Origin of the sequence: Lachnoclostridium sp. Marseille-P6806 (assembly GCF_964238185.1) — a bacterium.
Lineage (GTDB): Bacteria > Bacillota > Clostridia > Lachnospirales > Lachnospiraceae > Brotaphodocola.
The window spans coordinates 67,998-86,024 of sequence record NZ_CAXSLG010000002.1 but is presented as its reverse complement, the minus strand read 5'-3'; the positions used below and the strand labels follow the sequence as shown (position 1 = coordinate 86,024).

Sequence of the window (18,027 nt, the reverse complement as noted above, 5' to 3'; positions counted from 1 at the left end):
GCGGGGATTCAGTCAGGAAAACTCGTTGAAAGTATGCTTTCATAAGAGTTTTGATGCTTGAATCCACATAAGGCGGACGCCTAAAGCTTTTTGTTCGCTGTAAGCGGGCAAGAAGATACAAGGCTGAACTGTTACTAATGTTTCACATTTAGGAGTGGCTATGGCAAACAATTTAGTTATTGTGGAATCACCTGCAAAAGTAAAGACAATTCGTAAGTTTCTTGGGTCTACTTATGTGGTAGATGCTTCAAATGGTCATGTTCGGGATCTTCCCAAAAGCACCATGGGCATTGATGCGGAAAATGATTACGAACCCAAATATATAACAATCCGTGGCAAAGGAGATATTCTTGCAAAGCTTCGCAAAGAAGTAAAGAAGGCTGATAAAATCTATCTGGCAACGGACCCTGACCGGGAAGGAGAGGCAATTTCCTGGCATTTGACAAAAGCTCTGAAGCTGGATGAGGCCAAGGATAAAAAGGTTTACCGAATCAGCTTTAATGAGATTACAAAAAATGCAGTGAAAGCATCTTTGAAGAATCCAAGAGAGCTGGATATGAATTTGGTTGATGCTCAGCAGACACGTAGAATTTTGGACCGGATGGTAGGATACAGCATTAGCCCGCTTTTGTGGGCTAAAGTAAAGAGAGGGTTAAGCGCCGGCCGTGTTCAGTCTGTGGCTCTGCGCATGATTTGCGATCGTGAGGATGAAATCAGTGCTTTTATCCCGGAGGAATACTGGAATCTGGAAGCACAGCTTCTCCAGAAGGGCGGAAAAAAAGCACTTCACGCAAAGTTCTACGGAACCAGAACAGAAAAAGCAGCGATTCACAGCAGACAGGAGCTGGACGAGATTTTAAAGGGCCTGGAAAGCTGTCAGTATCTGGTAGAAGATGTGAAAAACGGCCAGAGAACAAAGAAGCCGCCGATTCCCTTTACTACCAGTACCCTACAGCAGGAAGCATCAAAGGTTTTGAATTTTTCTACTCAGAAAACCATGCGTCTGGCTCAGCAGCTTTATGAAGGTGTAGATGTCAAGGGTCATGGAACCATTGGTCTGATTACGTATCTGCGTACAGACTCTACCAGAATTGCAGAAGAAGCGGATCTGGCAGCCAGACAGTATATTGAAGAACAGTATGGTCAGCAGTATGTACTGCAGACAGAGCAGTCCAGAAAAAACAGCGGCAAGATCCAGGATGCTCATGAGGCAATCCGTCCGACTGATATTTCTCTGACACCAACCCTGGTAAAAGAATCTCTGCAGAGGGATCAGTTCCGTCTTTACCAGCTGATCTGGAAACGGTTTACAGCCAGCAGAATGCAGCCTGCTGTTTATGATACCACCTCTGTAAAGGTAGGAGCAGGAGATTATCTGTTTACTCTTTCTGCTTCACGGCTGTCCTTTGACGGCTTTATGTCCGTTTACGTTCAGGATGATGAAAAAGAGGAGAGCAATATGCTGCTTGGCAAGCTGGAGCAGGGAGATGTCCTGGAGCTTCAGGAACTGGAACCCAGCCAGCATTTCACCCAGCCGCCAGCCCATTATACAGAAGCATCTCTTGTAAAGGCTCTGGAGGAGCAGGGAATCGGTCGACCCAGTACCTATGCGCCGACAATTACAACCATTCTGGCAAGACGTTATGTAACAAAGGAAAATAAAAATATTTATGTAACAGAACTGGGAGAGGCAGTCAACGGCATCATGAAGCATTGCTTCCCGAGTATTGTAGATATCAGCTTTACGGCTAATATGGAGCTTTTGCTGGATAAGGTAGCTGATGGAACGGTAAAATGGAAGACCATTGTCCGCAATTTCTATCCGGATCTGGATGAGGCGGTAAAAACTGCGGAAAAGACGCTGGAATCCATTAAAATTGCCGATGAGGTAACAGATGTTATCTGTGATGTCTGTGGACGGAATATGGTTGTAAAATATGGCCCCCATGGAAAATTCCTGGCCTGCCCTGGATTCCCGGACTGCAAGAACACAAAGCCTTATCTGGAGAAAATTGGTGTATCCTGTCCCAAATGCGGAAAAGATATCGTAATTAAAAAGACAAAAAAGGGCCGCCGGTATTATGGCTGCGAAAACAACCCTGACTGTGATTTTATGTCCTGGCAGAAGCCGTCATCTGAAAAATGTCCTAAGTGTGGAAGCTATATGGTAGAAAAGGGAAATCGCCTTCTCTGTTCCGATGAGCAGTGCGGATATAGCATGAATTTAAAAGATAAATAATCTAATAATTAAAATAGTCAAAATAAATCGAAAAACTATTGTTATTATTGGCGAATCGTGTTAATATTTACTTAGTGTAGTACGATTGAACGAAGGCAGTCAAATAATTGAGGAGGTTTTTCGATATGAGTGTACAGCTTTTGGACAAAACTAGAAAAATAAACAAATTATTACACAATAATAATTCACACAAAGTTGTATTCAATGACATTTGTAAAGTGCTGAGCGATATTCTCTGTTCGAATATTCTGGTAATCAGCCGAAAAGGAAAGGTTCTTGGCGTAGGCCTGTGTCCCGGAGTGGATGAGATTGAAGAGCTGGTAGAGGATCAGGTCGGCGGATTTGTAGATCCAATGTTTAACGAACGTCTTTTAAGCATTCTTTCTACAAAGGAAAACGTCAACCTGGCGACTCTGGGCTTTGCAGAGGAATATGTGAAAAAATATCAGGCAATTATCACTCCGATTGATATTGCAGGAGAGCGGCTTGGCACCCTGTTTATTTATAAGTGTGACGAGCAGTATGATATTGATGATATTATTTTGAGTGAGTACGGAACTACTGTTGTTGGACTGGAAATGATGCGTTCCGTCAATGAAGAAAATGCCGAAGAGATTCGAAAGGTTCAGATTGTCAAGTCCGCAATCAGCACCCTGTCTTTCTCTGAGCTGGAAGCTATTACTCATATTTTTGAGGAGTTAGACGGCAATGAGGGCATTCTTGTCGCTTCTAAGATTGCAGACCGGGTGGGAATTACCCGTTCTGTTATTGTAAACGCCCTTAGAAAATTTGAAAGTGCCGGCGTGATTGAATCACGTTCCTCCGGCATGAAGGGAACCTATATTAAGGTACTAAATGATGTAGTATTCGATGAACTGAAAAATATCAAGGCAGATAAATAATGCTTAAACTCTGCGCCCGGGATCAGAATGTCTCCATTCGCTTTCTGATTTCGGGCGCAGTTTTTATAAGATCTCAACGCTCTTTCCTGTCTGAATCTTTACATAGCTGAAAGGACGCGGAAATCTAGAAAAATTCAAAATCCCCTCTTGTCAAACCATGGAAGATATGGTAGGATAAAAAGGCTGATAAAAATCACGTCTGCTGATTCTGACGGCGGTGCCTGAATCCAGGTCCCGAAGGAAGCACAAGAGGCAGGCGGAAGTAAAAACCAATTGGAGGTAAGAAACATGAGCGTTATTTCTATGAAGCAGCTGTTAGAAGCAGGTGTTCATTTCGGACACCAGACCAGAAGATGGAACCCCAAGATGGCTCCGTACATCTACACCGAGAGAAACGGCATCTACATCATTGACCTGCAGAAATCTGTTGGCAAGGTAGATGAGGCTTACAATGCAGTATCCGAGATCGCTGCCAACGGCGGCACCATCCTGTTTGTAGGTACCAAGAAGCAGGCTCAGGATGCTATTAAGACTGAGGCAGAGCGTTGCGGTATGTACTATGTAAACGAGAGATGGCTGGGCGGTATGCTGACCAACTTCAAGACCATTCAGAGCCGTATCAACAGACTGAAAGAGATCGAGGCTATGTCCGAGGACGGAACCTTTGACGTACTGCCGAAGAAGGAAGTTATCGCACTGAAGAAAGAGTGGGAGAAGCTGGAGAAGAACCTGGGCGGAATCAAAGAGATGAAGAAGCTTCCGGATGCTATTTTCATTGTAGATCCGAAGAAGGAAAGAATCTGTGTACAGGAAGCTCATACCCTGGGTATTCCGTTAATCGGTATCGCAGATACCAACTGTGATCCGGAAGAACTGGATTATGTAATTCCGGGTAACGATGATGCTATCAGAGCCGTTAAGCTGATCGTTGCTAAGATGGCAGACGCTGTTATTGAGGCAAATCAGGGTGAGGCTGGCGCTGACTTCGCTGAAGAGTTTGGTGCTGAAGAGGAAACCGAAGAGGCTTAATTAGAAAAATATTTCAGCCTGCGTATCATTGCGCAGGCTGAATAACAATCATGGAGGAAAAAACAATGGCAGTTACTGCAGCAATGGTAAAAGAATTAAGAGAAATGACCGGAGCCGGCATGATGGATTGTAAAAAGGCTCTTGCAGCTACCGATGGTGATATGGACAAGGCCGTAGAGTTCCTGAGAGAAAAGGGACTGGCTGGCGCAGCAAAGAAGGCTGGACGTATCGCTGCTGAGGGTATTGTTGATACCGCTATTACCGAAGACGGTAAGAAGGCTGTTGTCGTTGAAGTAAACGCAGAGACTGACTTCGTAGCTAAGAATGCAAAATTCCAGGCTTACGTTGCAGATGTAGCAGCACAGGCTCTGACCACTTCTGCAAAAGATATGGACGAGTTCTTCGCTGAGAAATGGGCAAAGGACGAGACTCTGACTGTAAAAGAGGCTCTGTCTTCTCAGATTTCCATTATTGGTGAGAACATGAACATCCGTCGTTTTGAGCAGGTTGAGGAGCAGAACGGTTTCGTTGCTTCCTACATTCATGCAGGCGGCAAGATCGGCGTTCTGGTAGACGTTGAGACTGACGTTGTAAACGATGCAATCAAAGATATGGCTAAGAATGTAGCTATGCAGGCTGCAGCATTAAAGCCCATGTACACCAGCCGTGATGAAGTAAGCGCTGATTTCATCGAGCATGAGAAGAGCATCCTGCTGGCTCAGATCCAGAACGATCCGAAGGAAGCTTCCAAGCCGGAGAAGGTTATTCAGGGCATGATTCAGGGTCGTATCAACAAAGAGATGAAGGAAATCTGCCTGCTGGATCAGGTTTATGTAAAGGCAGAGGACGGCAAGCAGTCCGTTGCTCAGTATGTTGCTGAGGTTGCTAAAGCAAACGGCGCTAAGGTTGCTGTTAAGAAATTCGTTCGTTTCGAGACCGGTGAAGGTATGGAGAAGAAGAACGAGGACTTCGCAGCTGAGGTTGCTGCTCAGATGGGTAAGTAATTCTGAACTGACCAAGCGAATATGAGGGATGCTTTCTGCCCGCGATGCAGGAAGATACACATAGAGAAAAAACGCTGGAAACCGATAGGTTTCTGGCGTTTTTTCGCGTTTTATGGTAAAATATTATTACCATATTATCATCGACTGGCTGTTTACTCAATTTGAATTGGAGGTATAAGATGAGAATCGAAAGGACTAAAAAAATAAAAGAAATTTTGTTCCCAAAAAAGGTCGCACCAATACGGCTCTTCGGTTTTCGTTTATTCCATATGGGAGGACGCGTAAGGTGGATTATGGACTTATTCAAATAGTAAATTTTGAGATGGGATAGACTTAAAAAATTATACGAGGAGGTTCTTTTATGAAAAACAGAAATATAAAAGTAAAACCTGGAAAGACACAGTCCCTGTTAGGATTTGTTGTTGGAATTTTGTTTGTAATATTAGGAATTACAATTGTGATTCCGATGTTTGGACTTTTTGGGATTTTATGGACTGTTATGGCTGGCTTCGGTGTGTTTTTTCACTATAAAAATGCATTTACAGAAAAAGGGATGGCAACACATGAAATTGTGGTTGAAGAAGATAGTGAAACATCTGCAGAGCCATCCCAGGAAAATATCGAAGACAAGCTTATAAAATTAGAATCCCTATATCACCAAGGCTTAATTACTCAAAAGGAATATGATTCCAAGAGAAAAGAAATTCTGGACAGGCTTTAGGATTTTATTCTAAATTCAGCAGAAGGTTCTCGATATTGATATGTTTTGCATCAGAATGTGAATATATGCATTCCTATTTTCTGTTAATTTCAGAAAATTTGGGCTATAATGAAATAGGGCTAAGATTTTTCCTGCGCAGGATGAACAGGCTTTGGAAATCTAAGATTTTGAGAGTCTGTTTTTTATGTCATAGGATTAGGGTGTCAAAAGGTCATTTTAAAAAGGAATGACACATGAGAAAAGTATGAATCCCAAAAAACTGTGCTTATTAAAACAGCAAGTGGGAGAAATACAGCAAAAAAATATCTATTTTCACCCTACATGCCCATGCACTTTATTGAGGGAAAGCATATTTTTATTAAAATTATCCTTTTGACACCCTAATCGTCATAGGAAAGTGCATCCTATGACATAAAAACGCTCCGCGAGGATCGCCATGGGTTGCAAGAGAATTGGGCTGATGAAACGACCCGCCGCAGGAGAAGCTCGCTTGCGAGCTTCTTTTTTATTCTCTGTATCAGCAACATTTCTTCTTTCAGGAATATTCTGAAAGTAAAGCAGTATCTTTGGAATAGCGGAGGTTCTGTCCGTGAGAAAAAACCTGTCTCATATGTCAGAGGAAGCCTATGTAATTCGAAAACTTTCTCTGGTAGGAATTATTGGAAATATTATTTTAAGCAGTTTTAAATTGGCGGCTGGAATCTGTGGCCACTCCGGAGCCATGGTTTCCGATGCGATTCATTCAGCCTCAGACGTATTTACCACAGTTGTTGCCTGTTTCGGTGTGCGGCTTGCCAAAAAAAATGCTGATAAGGAGCACCCCTACGGCCACGAGCGGATGGAGTGTATGGCTGCTCTGATTCTTGGCATGGTTCTGATGCTGACCGGACTTGGAATTGGAACAGAAGGACTCAAACATATCATGATGGCAACATCGGAAGCTGCCATAATTCCGGGACCGATTGCCCTCTGGGCAGCAGTGATTTCTATTTTTTCAAAGGAGGCTATGTTCTGGTACACCCGCTACTATGCAAGATTGTTAAACTCTGCGGCTTTTCTTGCAGATGCATGGCATCACCGGTCCGATGCCCTTTCTTCTGTAGGCTCTCTTTTGGGAATTGGAGGCGCCATGCTGGGATTTCCTGTTCTGGATGCTGTGGCCAGCGTGGTGATCTGCCTGTTTATTTTAAAGGTTGCCTTTGATGTTTTAAAGGATTCCGTTAAAAAAATGCTGGATACCTCCTGCGGAGATTTTTATGAGAAAAAACTCTCGGATTTTATTCTTATGCAGCAGGAGGTTCTTGGAATTGATATGCTTCACACCAGAATGTTCGGAAACCGGGTTTATGCAGATCTGGAAATCCGGGTGGACGGAGACAAATCTCTGAGAGAGGCTCATGCCATTGCGGAAAACGTTCATAATCAGGTGATAAAAGACTTTCCGTCCATGAAAGATATTATGATTCATGTCCATCCGGAGGACAGATCTGGAGAAAGAGAAATTCAGGAAAAATCTTTTTAGTTTTTCACGAAATACCCTTGACAACCATTCATTTCTATTGTATTCTTTAACAAGTACACACGAGTGTACATCGAGAAAGAGGATGAAGCTTATGGAAACTTCCAGAGAGCGGGTGACAAGAGCTGATGTGGCCAAAGCAGCCGGTGTCAGCGAAACCATCGTATCCTATGTTGTCAATAACAACCGATACGTGGCGAAGGAAAAGCGGCAAAGAGTTGAGGAGGCTATCCGTGCTCTCAACTACCGGCCCAACAATATGGCCCGGGCGCTGAAGGGAAAGAAGAGCAATCAGATTCTGTTTATTGCCGACCACATTACCAATGAGTACTTCAGCAGCATTGTCAGCGCTATGGATCAGTATGCCTATGAAGCTGGATATCTGATTTCTCTGTGTGCCAACAGGAATACACCGGAGTTTGTCTCCCAGGTGATCAGCAGGCAGTATGACGGCATTATTGTCAGCTCTGCCAGCTTTCCGGAGGAGTATGTAAGCCAGCTTTCCCAGGCTGGAATTCCTGTAGTGGTATTCCGCAGACGGCTGCATTTAAAACCCATGGAGCATGCAGCTCTTATGGAAACAGGGCTGTATACAGGAGCCAGAAAGGCAGTACGCCATCTTATGGAAAAGGGCTGCAGAAATATTGTTTATGTAGACAGAATCAGCGCCAGAGGCCATGTAAGTCCGGCAGACGATATGCGGTTCAGCGGCTTTGTAGACGAGATGAAGGAAAGTGGCTTTTCGGTAGGACCGGACAATATTGTCTGCGGCTGCCGAAGTCAGGAAGAGCTGGAAGAGGAGCTGAGGGAGCGTTTTCGAAAGGGAAAGGCAGCAGATGGCATTTTCGGACGGAATGATACCCTGGCCTGCATTGCCATGACTACAGCTCAGCAGGTAGGACTTCGGGTTCCGGAGGATATCCGCATCATCGGTTTTGATGATTCCAGCATTAGCCGGCTTTGTTCGCCCAAGCTTTCTACCCTGGGATTTCAGCAGAGGGAGATTGCAAAAACGGCGATTGATATGCTGTCCCAGATGATGAACGGACAGCAGCCGGAGAATGTTGATTTTGATACAGTATTGATTGAAAGGGAAAGTACCTTATGAGCAAACCATTGCTCATTCCCTTTTGGTCTATGTACATACGAGTGTACATGAGATAATGATTCTTTGCACAGATATATCTGTGTAAAAATAAAGGTTTCACAAAAAACTATATTATAATGTATGGAGGAAATGATTATGCTTACAACAAGTAAGGAAATGCTTCAGCAGGCAGCGGCAAATGGCTATGCAGTACCCGCCATCAACACCCAGGGCGGAAACTATGACATTATCTGGGCAGTCTGCAAGGCGGCTGAGGATCTGGGATCCCCGATTATGCTGGCTCATTATGTGAGCACAGGCGCATATTCCGGACATGACTGGTTTGTAAATGTCTGCAAGTGGTGCGCATCTAAGGTATCCGTTCCTGTGGCAATTCACCTGGATCACGGCGACGGCTTTGATATCTGCATGGAAGCATTAAAGCTGGGCTTCACTTCCTTAATGATTGACGGTTCCACGAAGCCGGTTGAAGAAAATGCTGCAATGACAAATGAGGTTTTAAAGGTTGCAAAATGTTTCGACGTACCGGTTGAGGCAGAGATCGGAGAGCTGCTTCGTCTGGATAACATGGGAACCGTAATGGAAAATAAAAATATTGTGGATCCGGAGGAGGTTCGCCGGTTCTTAAGCCTCTGTCAGCCGGATTCTCTTGCAATTGGAATTGGAAATGCACATGGCTACTACAAGGGCGAGCCGGATATTCATCTGGAGGTTCTGGAGGCTGTGCGTAAATTCACAGATATTCCGCTGGTTCTTCACGGCTGCACCGGAATGAAAGAAGAGATCATTAAGGATGCCATTAAGCTGGGCGTTGCCAAGATCAACTTCGGTACAGAAATCCGCTACAAATATGTAGAGCATTACGAAGAGGGCTTAAAGACCATGAATCATCAGGGTCATTCCTGGAAGCTGTCTCAGTTTGCCAATGAGAAGCTGCAGGAGGATGTAAGAAAGATCATCCGTCTGGCCGGCTCTGAGGGACGTGTAAAATAATTTCGGGTAACAACTCAGGACGGCGGGAGAACTGGTTGGAAAATCCAGACAAGAAGATGCCCGTCCTGAACCGTTACAATTTCAACATTATCATTCAGAATACAAAACAAAAAGAAAGGAAATGAAAGACTATGAAAAACAGCGAACTTACCTACAAAGAAATTTACGGACAGCCCCAGTCCTTCCAGGCAATCAACAATACCCTGGGAGATATTTACAAGGTTCTGGATCAGGTATTTGCAGAGGAGTATGACGAGCTGATCTTTACCGGCTGCGGAACCTCCCTGTATCTGGCACAGGCTGCTGCTCACGCATTTGCATCCTGCACCAAGATCCCGGCTAAGGGAATGTGCTGCTCTGAGCTGTACTACTTTCCGGAGACTTATGTAGGAAACGGCAAAAAGGTCCTGGTTCTTCCGATTACCCGTAAGAGCTATACAACCGAAGTACGTATGGCTATTGATAAGGTACGCAGCTTCCCAGGCGTAAAATCTCTGGCAATCACCTGCGATGCTGACAGCTCCAAGTACAACGATTATATGATTCTTTCTCCGGAAACTGCAGAAGACAGCGTAATTATGACCCGTTCCTTCACCAGCATGATTTATCTGTCTGTAGTTCTGGCCTTCTATGCAGGCGGAAAGAAAGAAAAAATCGAGGCTATGGCAGACTACGCTGCTCAGTCTGAGGAGTTCTTAAAGCTCAGCGATGAGATGGCAAAGAAAATTGTTGCAGAGCATCCGGAGCTGAATCTCTTTATTACTCTGGGACAGGGCATCAACTACGGAATTGCCAACGAGTGCATGAACAAGATGAAAGAAATGAGCCTGAGCAATTCTGAAGCATATTACAGCCTGGAGTATCGTCACGGACCGATGAGCCTGGTAGACGAAAATACCATGATCATTCTTCTCAGCAACGAAGAAACCGTTGATGGAGATGTAAAGCTGATGACCCAGATGAAGGAATACGGCGCAACCATTCTGGCTATCGGCAATAACGCTTCTGAGAACTTCAAGGATGTTGACTATACTCTGGATATGCCTTACGGCTACGACAGTCTGCAGAATGCAGCTATGATCGGCTTCATCGGTCAGACCATGGGATATTATCTGGCAGAAAAGAAGGGACTGAATGCAGATACTCCCCGTCATCTGTCTCAGGCAATTGTAATTAAATAATAAAAACATTTCAGCGAACAGGCCTGCTTTCCGGCAGGTCTGTTTTTCTATGCGCCTGGAATTGTACGTTTGAGATGTATGATTAGAAAAATTTCATTTTTCATTTAGAATATTATCATTTCCAGATCTAATAAACAGAAGGTTTCTATGTTACAATAGAAGTAATTTAAATGCCGGAAATCAGATTCCGGAAATCGAATACAAAGGAAACGGAGATGGCATGTAAATGGTAAAACGGATCATCAAGTATGTGGGACTGGCTGTTTTTTTCTACCTGATTTATCTGGCTGTATGTCTGCTGGTTCCTCCGCTGTTTCACAAAACAACGGATGCGGCGGCAAGAGAAGCCTTTCATACAGTCAAAACCGATGAGGAAGGCTTTGCAAAGGAAAGAGCACGCAGTGTAGATACGAACCTGGATGCCCTTTTATGGCGGCTGCGCCTGGTAGAAGAGGCCCAGGAAAGCCTTGTGCTGACTACCTTTGATTTCCGGGATGAAAGCGGAGGCCAGGATATGATGGCTGCTCTCTGGAATGCAGCCAACCGGGGCGTGAAGGTGCAGATTCTGGTAGATGGCATCAATGCCGGTCTGTTTTTATCCGGCAGCGACAATTTCCGTCAGTTGGCCTCTCATGAAAATGTAGAGGCACGTTTTTATAATCCCATCAATTTTTTGACTCCATGGAAAATCAATTATCGGATGCACGACAAATATCTGATTGCTGATAACTGGGGCTACATATTGGGCGGAAGAAATACAGACAACCGTTTTCTTGGATGCTACGAGGAATTTTACAACGAGGACCGGGATATTCTTGTTTATGAAACAGTTCCCGGAAAAGGAGAGTCCTTATGCCAGCTGCAGAATTATTTTGAGCGCATATGGAACCTTCCAGACAGCAGGATTTTCAGGAAGAAGGGAAAAGGAGGCAATCTGGAGGCTCACTACCAGCAGTTAAAGCAGAGGTATCCGGAAGCCTTCACACCTACAGACTGGGAGCTGGAAACCACAGAGACAAACAGAATTGAGCTGTGTACCAATTCCATAGAGCCCAAAAACAAGGAGCCCTGGATTTGGGACAGAATGATTGAGGAGATGAAGCAGGCATCAGATGTCCAGGTACAAACTCCCTATATTATCTCCAGTAAAAAAATGTATCAGGATCTGAAAGCTGTAACTGATTCAGGAGTCTCCACAGAAATCCTGATTAATGCTGTGGAAAATGGAACCAATCCCTTTGGATGTACCGATTATCTGAACCAGAAAAAGAAAATTCGTGATACAGGCGTTCATATTTATGAGTATCTGGGGAAACAGGCCCAGCATACAAAAACTGTCCTGGCAGATGATAGAATCAGTATTGTAGGTTCCTGCAATTTCGATATGAGAAGCGTTTATCTGGATACGGAACTGATGCTGGTGATTGACAGTCCCGAAATCAATGCCCAGCTTCGTAAGCAAATTGGACAGATGAAGGAAAGCTGCCGCCATATGCACCCGGACGGTGCTCTGCAGGACGGCTCTCAGTACCAGATTCCTCCTCAGGAGTGGCAGAAAAAGCTGATTTACAGCGTACTGCGGGTAATTATTATTCCGATACGTCATTTACTCTAGCCTCTGAAATCGGACTGCAGCAATTTCACTGGCTTTAGATGGTTTACTTTTGGGATTCTATATTGACAGAAAAAGGTTCCTTTTATATAATTCGTATCATACATATATGAATGATTGCTGACTTTCATAATAGGACATGTCTGTGTTGCGGACATGTCCCTTTTCTGCAAAAAATCAGCATGGAAAGAGAGGAAACAGGATATGAAGCATTCAGAACGTCCGTATTCGTCCAGAGATCCCTATGCCCGGCTGAAACGGCTTGAACGGGAACGGAAACGAAGAAAACGGATTCTCCTTTGCTGGGGCGCAGCCGCTCTGCTGCTTTTGGGCACCGGAACAGCAGCCATCGTGCATATGCGCAGTCAGGGGAAAAAGCAGTCCATAGAAACAGAGATCGCCGCAGAAAATATTGTCATTGAAGAAAAAACCGTAGTAGATGGTATTTCCGTAAAGGGTATGAATCGTCAGAAGGCACTGGAAACCATTCTGAATCATACCCCCTGGAGTATGTCAGTAACACTGGGAGAGAAAACCTATCCCGTTTCCAATCTTTATCAGATTCAGGCTGAAAAGCTGCTGGATACCATTTGTACCCAGGAAGAGCCGGGAGAATATACGGTTGATATGGAAAATCTGGAAGAACTGGCGGCAAAAGAGGCCTCAGCCTGCGCAGACCTGTGGGATACTGCACCGAAAAACAGCGGGCCTGAAAGCTTTGATATTCAAACAGGAAGCTTTGTATTTGGAGAAAGCCTTCCGGGAACAGCAGTCAACCAGGAAAAGCTGTCAGAAGACATTCTGGAAGCTGTGAAAAATCGTGATTATGATGCTGTCATTCCGGCTGAAACCTCCCAGGTTCCTGCTGAAGTAACGAAAGCAGAAGCAAAAGAAAAGTACAAAACACTGGCTTCCTTTACAACAGAAACCACCAGCAATGCAAAGCGCAACACCAATGTCCGTCTGGCTGCTCAGGCGCTTAATGGTACGATTCTTCAGCCAGGAGAAGAGTTTTCCTTTAATCAGGTAATTGGGCAGCGTACAGAGGAAAAGGGCTATCAGGCTGCCGCCGCTTATAACAGCGGTGCAGTGGTTCAGGAGGTGGGCGGCGGGGTATGCCAGATTTCCAGTACTCTTTATAAAGTGGTTTTCCAGTCCGGTATGAAAATCACCTTTCGCCGTTCCCATACCTTTGAGCCGAACTATGTGACTCCAGGGCAGGACGCAACGATCAGCTGGGTGGAACCGGATTTTCGCTTTGTCAATACTTCCAAAGGACCGATTGGAATCCGTGCCAGCTATTCCAATCAAAAGGCATCTGTTTCGATTTACGGACTTCCTGTTTTGGAAGAGGGAATTACCTGGGATCTGGATTCGAAAAAAGTAGAAGAGATGGAGCTTTTGCCACCCGTATATGAGGAGGATCCAACGCTGGAGCCGGGACAGGAGATTGTAAAAAGCGCCGGAACAAAGGGAAGCCGGTGGGTTACTTATAAAGTGGTCTATCAGAATGGAAAAGAAATCGAGCGGACGGAGGATCACTCCAAAACCTACAAGGGACATGCTCCTGTGATTCGAAGAAATACCAGCGGAGCGGTATTAAAGCCGGAGGAAACCCAAATGGCGGAGACAACAAGCGCAGCGGCAATAGACGGTATGCCGGATGATTACATTCCCGGCTCCGGCATGGAGCTTGTTCCAGAGGAAAGCAAAGGTGACGCAGAGAGCAAAAAGGAAAACAGCTCACTTTCAGAAAGCAGCTCAGCCGCCAAAGCGGAGGCCTCTCAGGAAGAAGAATCATCCAGAGAGACGACGGCAGAGGAGAAGACCTCTGCGCCGGAAATGGCCGAAACCTCTGAAACCAATCAGCCGTCGGTACCGGAAACCATTGCTCCAAAGCCAGAGGATTAGGGAGTATATCCATGAAAAAGAAACCTTTGATTCTGGCTGTCTGCGGAGTGAAGAATTCCGGAAAGACCACCCTGATCCAGAAGCTGATTCCGCTTCTTCAAAATCAGGGACTGAAGGTCGCAGCAGTCAAGCATGACGGTCACGATTTTGAGCCGGATGTGCCCGGAACAGACTCCCACTCCTTCTGGAAAGCTGGAGCTGTGGGTACGGCAATTTTTTCTGACTCAAAATATATGGTTATCCGGAAAAAGAAAATGTCCTACGAGCAGATAGGAGAGCTGTTTCCAGAGGCGGATTTGATTCTTGCAGAGGGACTCAAAAGCACTCCCTGTCCCAAGCTTGAAATCGTCCGCCAGGGAATTTCTCAAGAACTGTCGTGCTGCCAGGAGGGACTTTTAGGTATCCTGACGGATTTCTCTTTCGCGTATTTTGACTCTGAAAAAAATCCGTCAGCAGTTCCAGTCCTTTCGCTCAATGATCTGGAAAAAATTGCAGATAAAATTCTTGATTTTTGTTTCGCAAGAAGGAGTCTTTCTATGGTAGTTTTAGCCGGCGGCCTCAGCCGGCGGATGGGACAGGAGAAGGCTGAGCTGAATTATGCAGAAACCTCGTTTTTAAATTATCAGTTAAAAAAGGGGCAGCTTCTTGGAATCGAAGAGCGTTTGATATCCGGATATCGCGGCGCCCTTGTAAAATCATTTCAAGAGGAAATCCTGATCCCGGATCGGATTCCAAATGCCGGTCCCTTGGGTGGCCTTGAAGCCTGTTTCCAGGCTTCTGCCAGACCCTATGCCCTTGTTCTTCCTGTGGATATGCCGACTGTAACCGTATCGCTTCTGGCATCTCTGATTTCTGGCTTTCGCAGATACATAAAAGAGGAATGCTCTGCTGGAAAACGACCGGATATTATGATTCTCTCTCATGGAGGAAAAGAAGAACCTCTGGCTGCTATTTATCCCACTGAACTGGCAGCTCTTGCAAGAGAGCAGATTTTAAGCAAGGATCGTTCTGTTATGGGATTTATGAAAGCAGCTGGATATCGAACCTTAGATGTTCCTGATTTGGAAGACGCATTTGTTAATATTAACGATCCAGGGCAGTATCAGAAACTAAAAAATATTCATGTATTCTAAAATATATTTATATTGCATAAAAAATTTTTAGTTCCATAAAAATGATTGTATTCTTTGCGAATTGTCTCTTTTTTTATCTATGCTATAATAGGATTATCAAAACAAGGGAGGCGCAAAATCCATGGCAGCAGTTGCAGTAATTCTGACAGTTGGTGCGTTCGGTCTGGAAGTATATCACACCGTTCACAATCAGTTTAAATTCTAAACAATATTACGTTTCAGTGAAATAAGAAATTCTTCACTGTTCGTCAATGATACAGAAATACCATACAGGAATCTTCCTGTACAAAAAAAGGGCCTGTGAATCTTCACAAGTCCTTTTTCTTTCGGGTAGAAAATTATTCGTTTTTCTTGTCTGGATCAGGCAGTACAATATTCATAATAACAGCAATCAGTGTTGCGATTACAACCGGAGAACGGCCGAAAATGGTCGTTACCCATGTTGGAAATGCAGACAGAGATGCAGATGCCTGAGAAACACCCATACCGAGCGCTGCTGCCAATCCTACGATGGAAGTATTACGGTAGTTCATGTGAGCAGTCATTACCAGCTTCATACCAGTCATGGCAATGGATGCAAATACAGAAACCGTCGCTCCGCCCAGTACGCACTGAGGAATGGTAGTCAGCAATGCAGAAAACTTGGGAACCAGGCCTGCAATCAAAATCATAGCGCCTGCGCCGCCCAGTACAAAACGGTTTACAACACGGGTTGTTGTTACAATACCTACATTCTGGCTGAAGGTAGCTGTCGGAAGTCCGCCAATCATAGCTCCCAGAAGGTTCATGATTCCATAACCAACAATACCGCCCTGGAGCTCATCATCCGTAGGCTGGCGATCCATACCGCCGGAGGTTGTGGCTGAGAAATCACCAATGGCCTGAATGGAGTTAATGGCAAATAAAATGCCGATAGCAACGCAGGATGAAATTTCAAACTTCACACCAAAGTGCATCACAGAAGGGAGCTGGAACATCCCTGCAGTACCTACGCTGCTTAAATCTACCATACCAAAGGGGAGACTGAACAAATAACCTGCAATAATACCAATCAGAATTGATGCCAGCTTCAAAATTCCTTTTCCAAAATGGTTTAAAATCGTAACTACAGCCAGGGTAAAGATTGCAATCAGCCAGTTCTGCCAGGAGCCATAATTCGGGCTGGAGGTTCCGCCGGCCATATAGTTAATGGCAGTAGGATACAGAGACAATCCGATGGTAAATACAACTGTACCGGCAATCAGCGGAGGGAAGAATTTGCGGATCTTTTTAATAAAGATACCTACAAATACCGCTACAATACCGCCAACAATCTGCGCACCGAAGATAGCAGGAAGTCCAAAATCACCGGCTATCGCCTGCATACTGGGAAGATAGGCAAAGCTGACACCCATAATCACAGGAAGTCCTGAGCCTAAATGAAAGCCTCCCTTTTTCCCGATAGGAAACAACTGTAAAAAGGTAGAGAGACCTGCAATAACCAGAGCGGACTGAATCAGAATGACACTGTCAGAATCAGAAAGCCCGGATACACCGGCAATAATAATAGCGGGGGTTACACAGCCCACAATCATAGCTACCACGTGCTGCAAAGACAGAGGGAATGCCTGCCCAAATGACGGCACACCATCCAGTTCAAAAAGTGACGCGCGTTTTTTCGTTGCTTTTTCGCTCATTTATTTATCCTCCTTGGAGATTTTACTGATGAATTCGTGTTCCGGTCTTACCCAGAATACCATCCTTTGCTTTCTCCAGCAGGGTGATGAGAGCAGTACGGCCCGGTTTGGACTCTGCAAATTCTACAGCTGCCTCTACTTTTGGAAGCATGGAACCGGGAGCAAAATGACCCTCAGAAATATACTGTTTTGCCTGAGCTGTGTTCAGCTCATCCAGCCATTTCTCTTCCGGCTTACCGAAGTTAATCGCTACTTTTTCTACTGCAGTCAAAATAATCAGGAAATCTGCGTCCAGCTCCTTTGCAAGAAGACAGCTTGCGAAATCCTTATCAATAACTGCGCTTGCGCCCTTTAAATGATTGCCCTGCAGGGTCACGGGAATTCCGCCGCCGCCGCAGGCAATGACCAGCTGACCGTCGTTTACCAGAGAGCGGATGGCGCCGATCTCAATGATTTCTGCCGGCTTGGGAGAAGCAACAACACGGCGGTAACCACGTCCTGCATCCTCCTTCATTACATAACCGTAGGCCTCCTCTGCATGAAGCGCCTGTTCCTTTGTCATAAAATGACCGATAGGCTTGGAAGGATTCTGGAAAGCAGGATCTGCTTCATCCACACGAATCTGAGTTACCATAGTTGCTACAGGTATATCTTTAATTCCGCGGTTTAACAGTTCTTCACGAAGTGCATTCTGTAAATCATACCCGATATAAGCCTGACTCATAGCCACACAGACGGAGAGTGGGGTATTGGGCTGATTGGGGTTTTCCCGGGAAAGAGCCGCCATTGCATTATTAATCATACCGACCTGGGGACCGTTTCCATGGGCAACCACAACCTCGCAGCCCTCTTCAATCAGATCCACAATCGCCTTTGCCGTAATTTTTACAGCCGCCATCTGCTCTGGAAGAGTATTGCCCAGCGCATTTCCCCCCAGCGCTATCACAATTCGTTTCTTCTTGTCCATAATATTCTCCTTAAAATTTCTCATAGGTTGTT

14 protein-coding genes are annotated in these 18,027 nt (G+C 45.0%); 12 read left to right on the top strand and 2 right to left on the bottom strand.

The window, feature by feature from the left end; all coding sequences use genetic code 11:
* The first annotated feature begins 160 nt into the window (after positions 1–160).
* The 12 genes from topA (at position 161) to mobB (ending at position 15,352) form a co-directional block, all read left to right on the top strand.
* On the top strand, positions 161–2,239 hold the full coding sequence (gene topA / locus ACESON_RS02490) for a type I DNA topoisomerase (protein ID WP_177958702.1): 2,079 nt from the start codon (positions 161–163) through the stop codon (positions 2,237–2,239).
* A gap of 125 nt (positions 2,240–2,364) precedes the next feature.
* Positions 2,365–3,141 carry a GTP-sensing pleiotropic transcriptional regulator CodY gene (codY, locus tag ACESON_RS02485; RefSeq protein WP_177958701.1) on the top strand — a complete coding sequence of 259 codons (777 nt, stop codon included), beginning with the start codon at positions 2,365–2,367 and terminating at the stop codon, positions 3,139–3,141.
* 288 nt (positions 3,142–3,429) lie between these two features.
* Positions 3,430–4,170: a 30S ribosomal protein S2 gene (gene rpsB / locus ACESON_RS02480; protein ID WP_177958700.1), complete on the top strand. Its 741-nt coding sequence runs from the start codon at positions 3,430–3,432 to the stop codon at positions 4,168–4,170.
* Between the two features lie 65 nt (positions 4,171–4,235).
* Positions 4,236–5,174: a translation elongation factor Ts gene (tsf, locus tag ACESON_RS02475; protein ID WP_177958699.1), complete on the top strand. Its 939-nt coding sequence runs from the start codon at positions 4,236–4,238 to the stop codon at positions 5,172–5,174.
* A gap of 361 nt (positions 5,175–5,535) precedes the next feature.
* Complete coding sequence (locus ACESON_RS02470) at positions 5,536–5,895, top strand: SHOCT domain-containing protein (RefSeq protein WP_373108361.1); 360 nt, start codon at positions 5,536–5,538, stop codon at positions 5,893–5,895.
* 589 nt (positions 5,896–6,484) lie between these two features.
* Complete coding sequence (locus ACESON_RS02465; RefSeq protein WP_373108359.1) at positions 6,485–7,417, top strand: cation diffusion facilitator family transporter; 933 nt, start codon at positions 6,485–6,487, stop codon at positions 7,415–7,417.
* 91 nt (positions 7,418–7,508) lie between these two features.
* Positions 7,509–8,522: a substrate-binding domain-containing protein gene (locus ACESON_RS02460; RefSeq protein WP_177957988.1), complete on the top strand. Its 1,014-nt coding sequence runs from the start codon at positions 7,509–7,511 to the stop codon at positions 8,520–8,522.
* Between the two features lie 135 nt (positions 8,523–8,657).
* Entirely contained in the window at positions 8,658–9,515 is an 858-nt protein-coding gene (locus ACESON_RS02455) for a ketose-bisphosphate aldolase (RefSeq protein ID WP_373108356.1), read from the top strand.
* Between the two features lie 131 nt (positions 9,516–9,646).
* A complete protein-coding gene (locus ACESON_RS02450; protein ID WP_177957990.1) occupies positions 9,647–10,696 on the top strand; it encodes an SIS domain-containing protein in 1,050 nt (349 codons plus the stop codon).
* 226 nt (positions 10,697–10,922) lie between these two features.
* Positions 10,923–12,311 (top strand): phosphatidylserine/phosphatidylglycerophosphate/cardiolipin synthase family protein, encoded by a 1,389-nt coding sequence (locus tag ACESON_RS02445; RefSeq protein ID WP_373108354.1) that lies wholly within the window; start codon positions 10,923–10,925, stop codon positions 12,309–12,311.
* 201 nt (positions 12,312–12,512) lie between these two features.
* Entirely contained in the window at positions 12,513–14,219 is a 1,707-nt protein-coding gene (locus tag ACESON_RS02440; protein ID WP_373108352.1) for a VanW family protein, read from the top strand.
* Between the two features lie 11 nt (positions 14,220–14,230).
* A complete protein-coding gene (gene mobB, locus ACESON_RS02435; protein ID WP_373108350.1) occupies positions 14,231–15,352 on the top strand; it encodes a molybdopterin-guanine dinucleotide biosynthesis protein B in 1,122 nt (373 codons plus the stop codon).
* 338 nt (positions 15,353–15,690) lie between these two features.
* On the opposite strand, the gene ACESON_RS02430 is transcribed toward mobB, so the two are convergent.
* Both ACESON_RS02430 and arcC read right to left on the bottom strand, forming a co-directional pair.
* Positions 15,691–17,028 carry a uracil-xanthine permease family protein gene (locus ACESON_RS02430; protein ID WP_373108348.1) on the bottom strand — a complete coding sequence of 446 codons (1,338 nt, stop codon included), beginning with the start codon at positions 17,026–17,028 and terminating at the stop codon, positions 15,691–15,693.
* 22 nt (positions 17,029–17,050) lie between these two features.
* A complete protein-coding gene (gene arcC, locus ACESON_RS02425; protein WP_177959083.1) occupies positions 17,051–17,998 on the bottom strand; it encodes a carbamate kinase in 948 nt (315 codons plus the stop codon).
* Between the last annotated feature and the right edge of the window lie 29 nt (positions 17,999–18,027).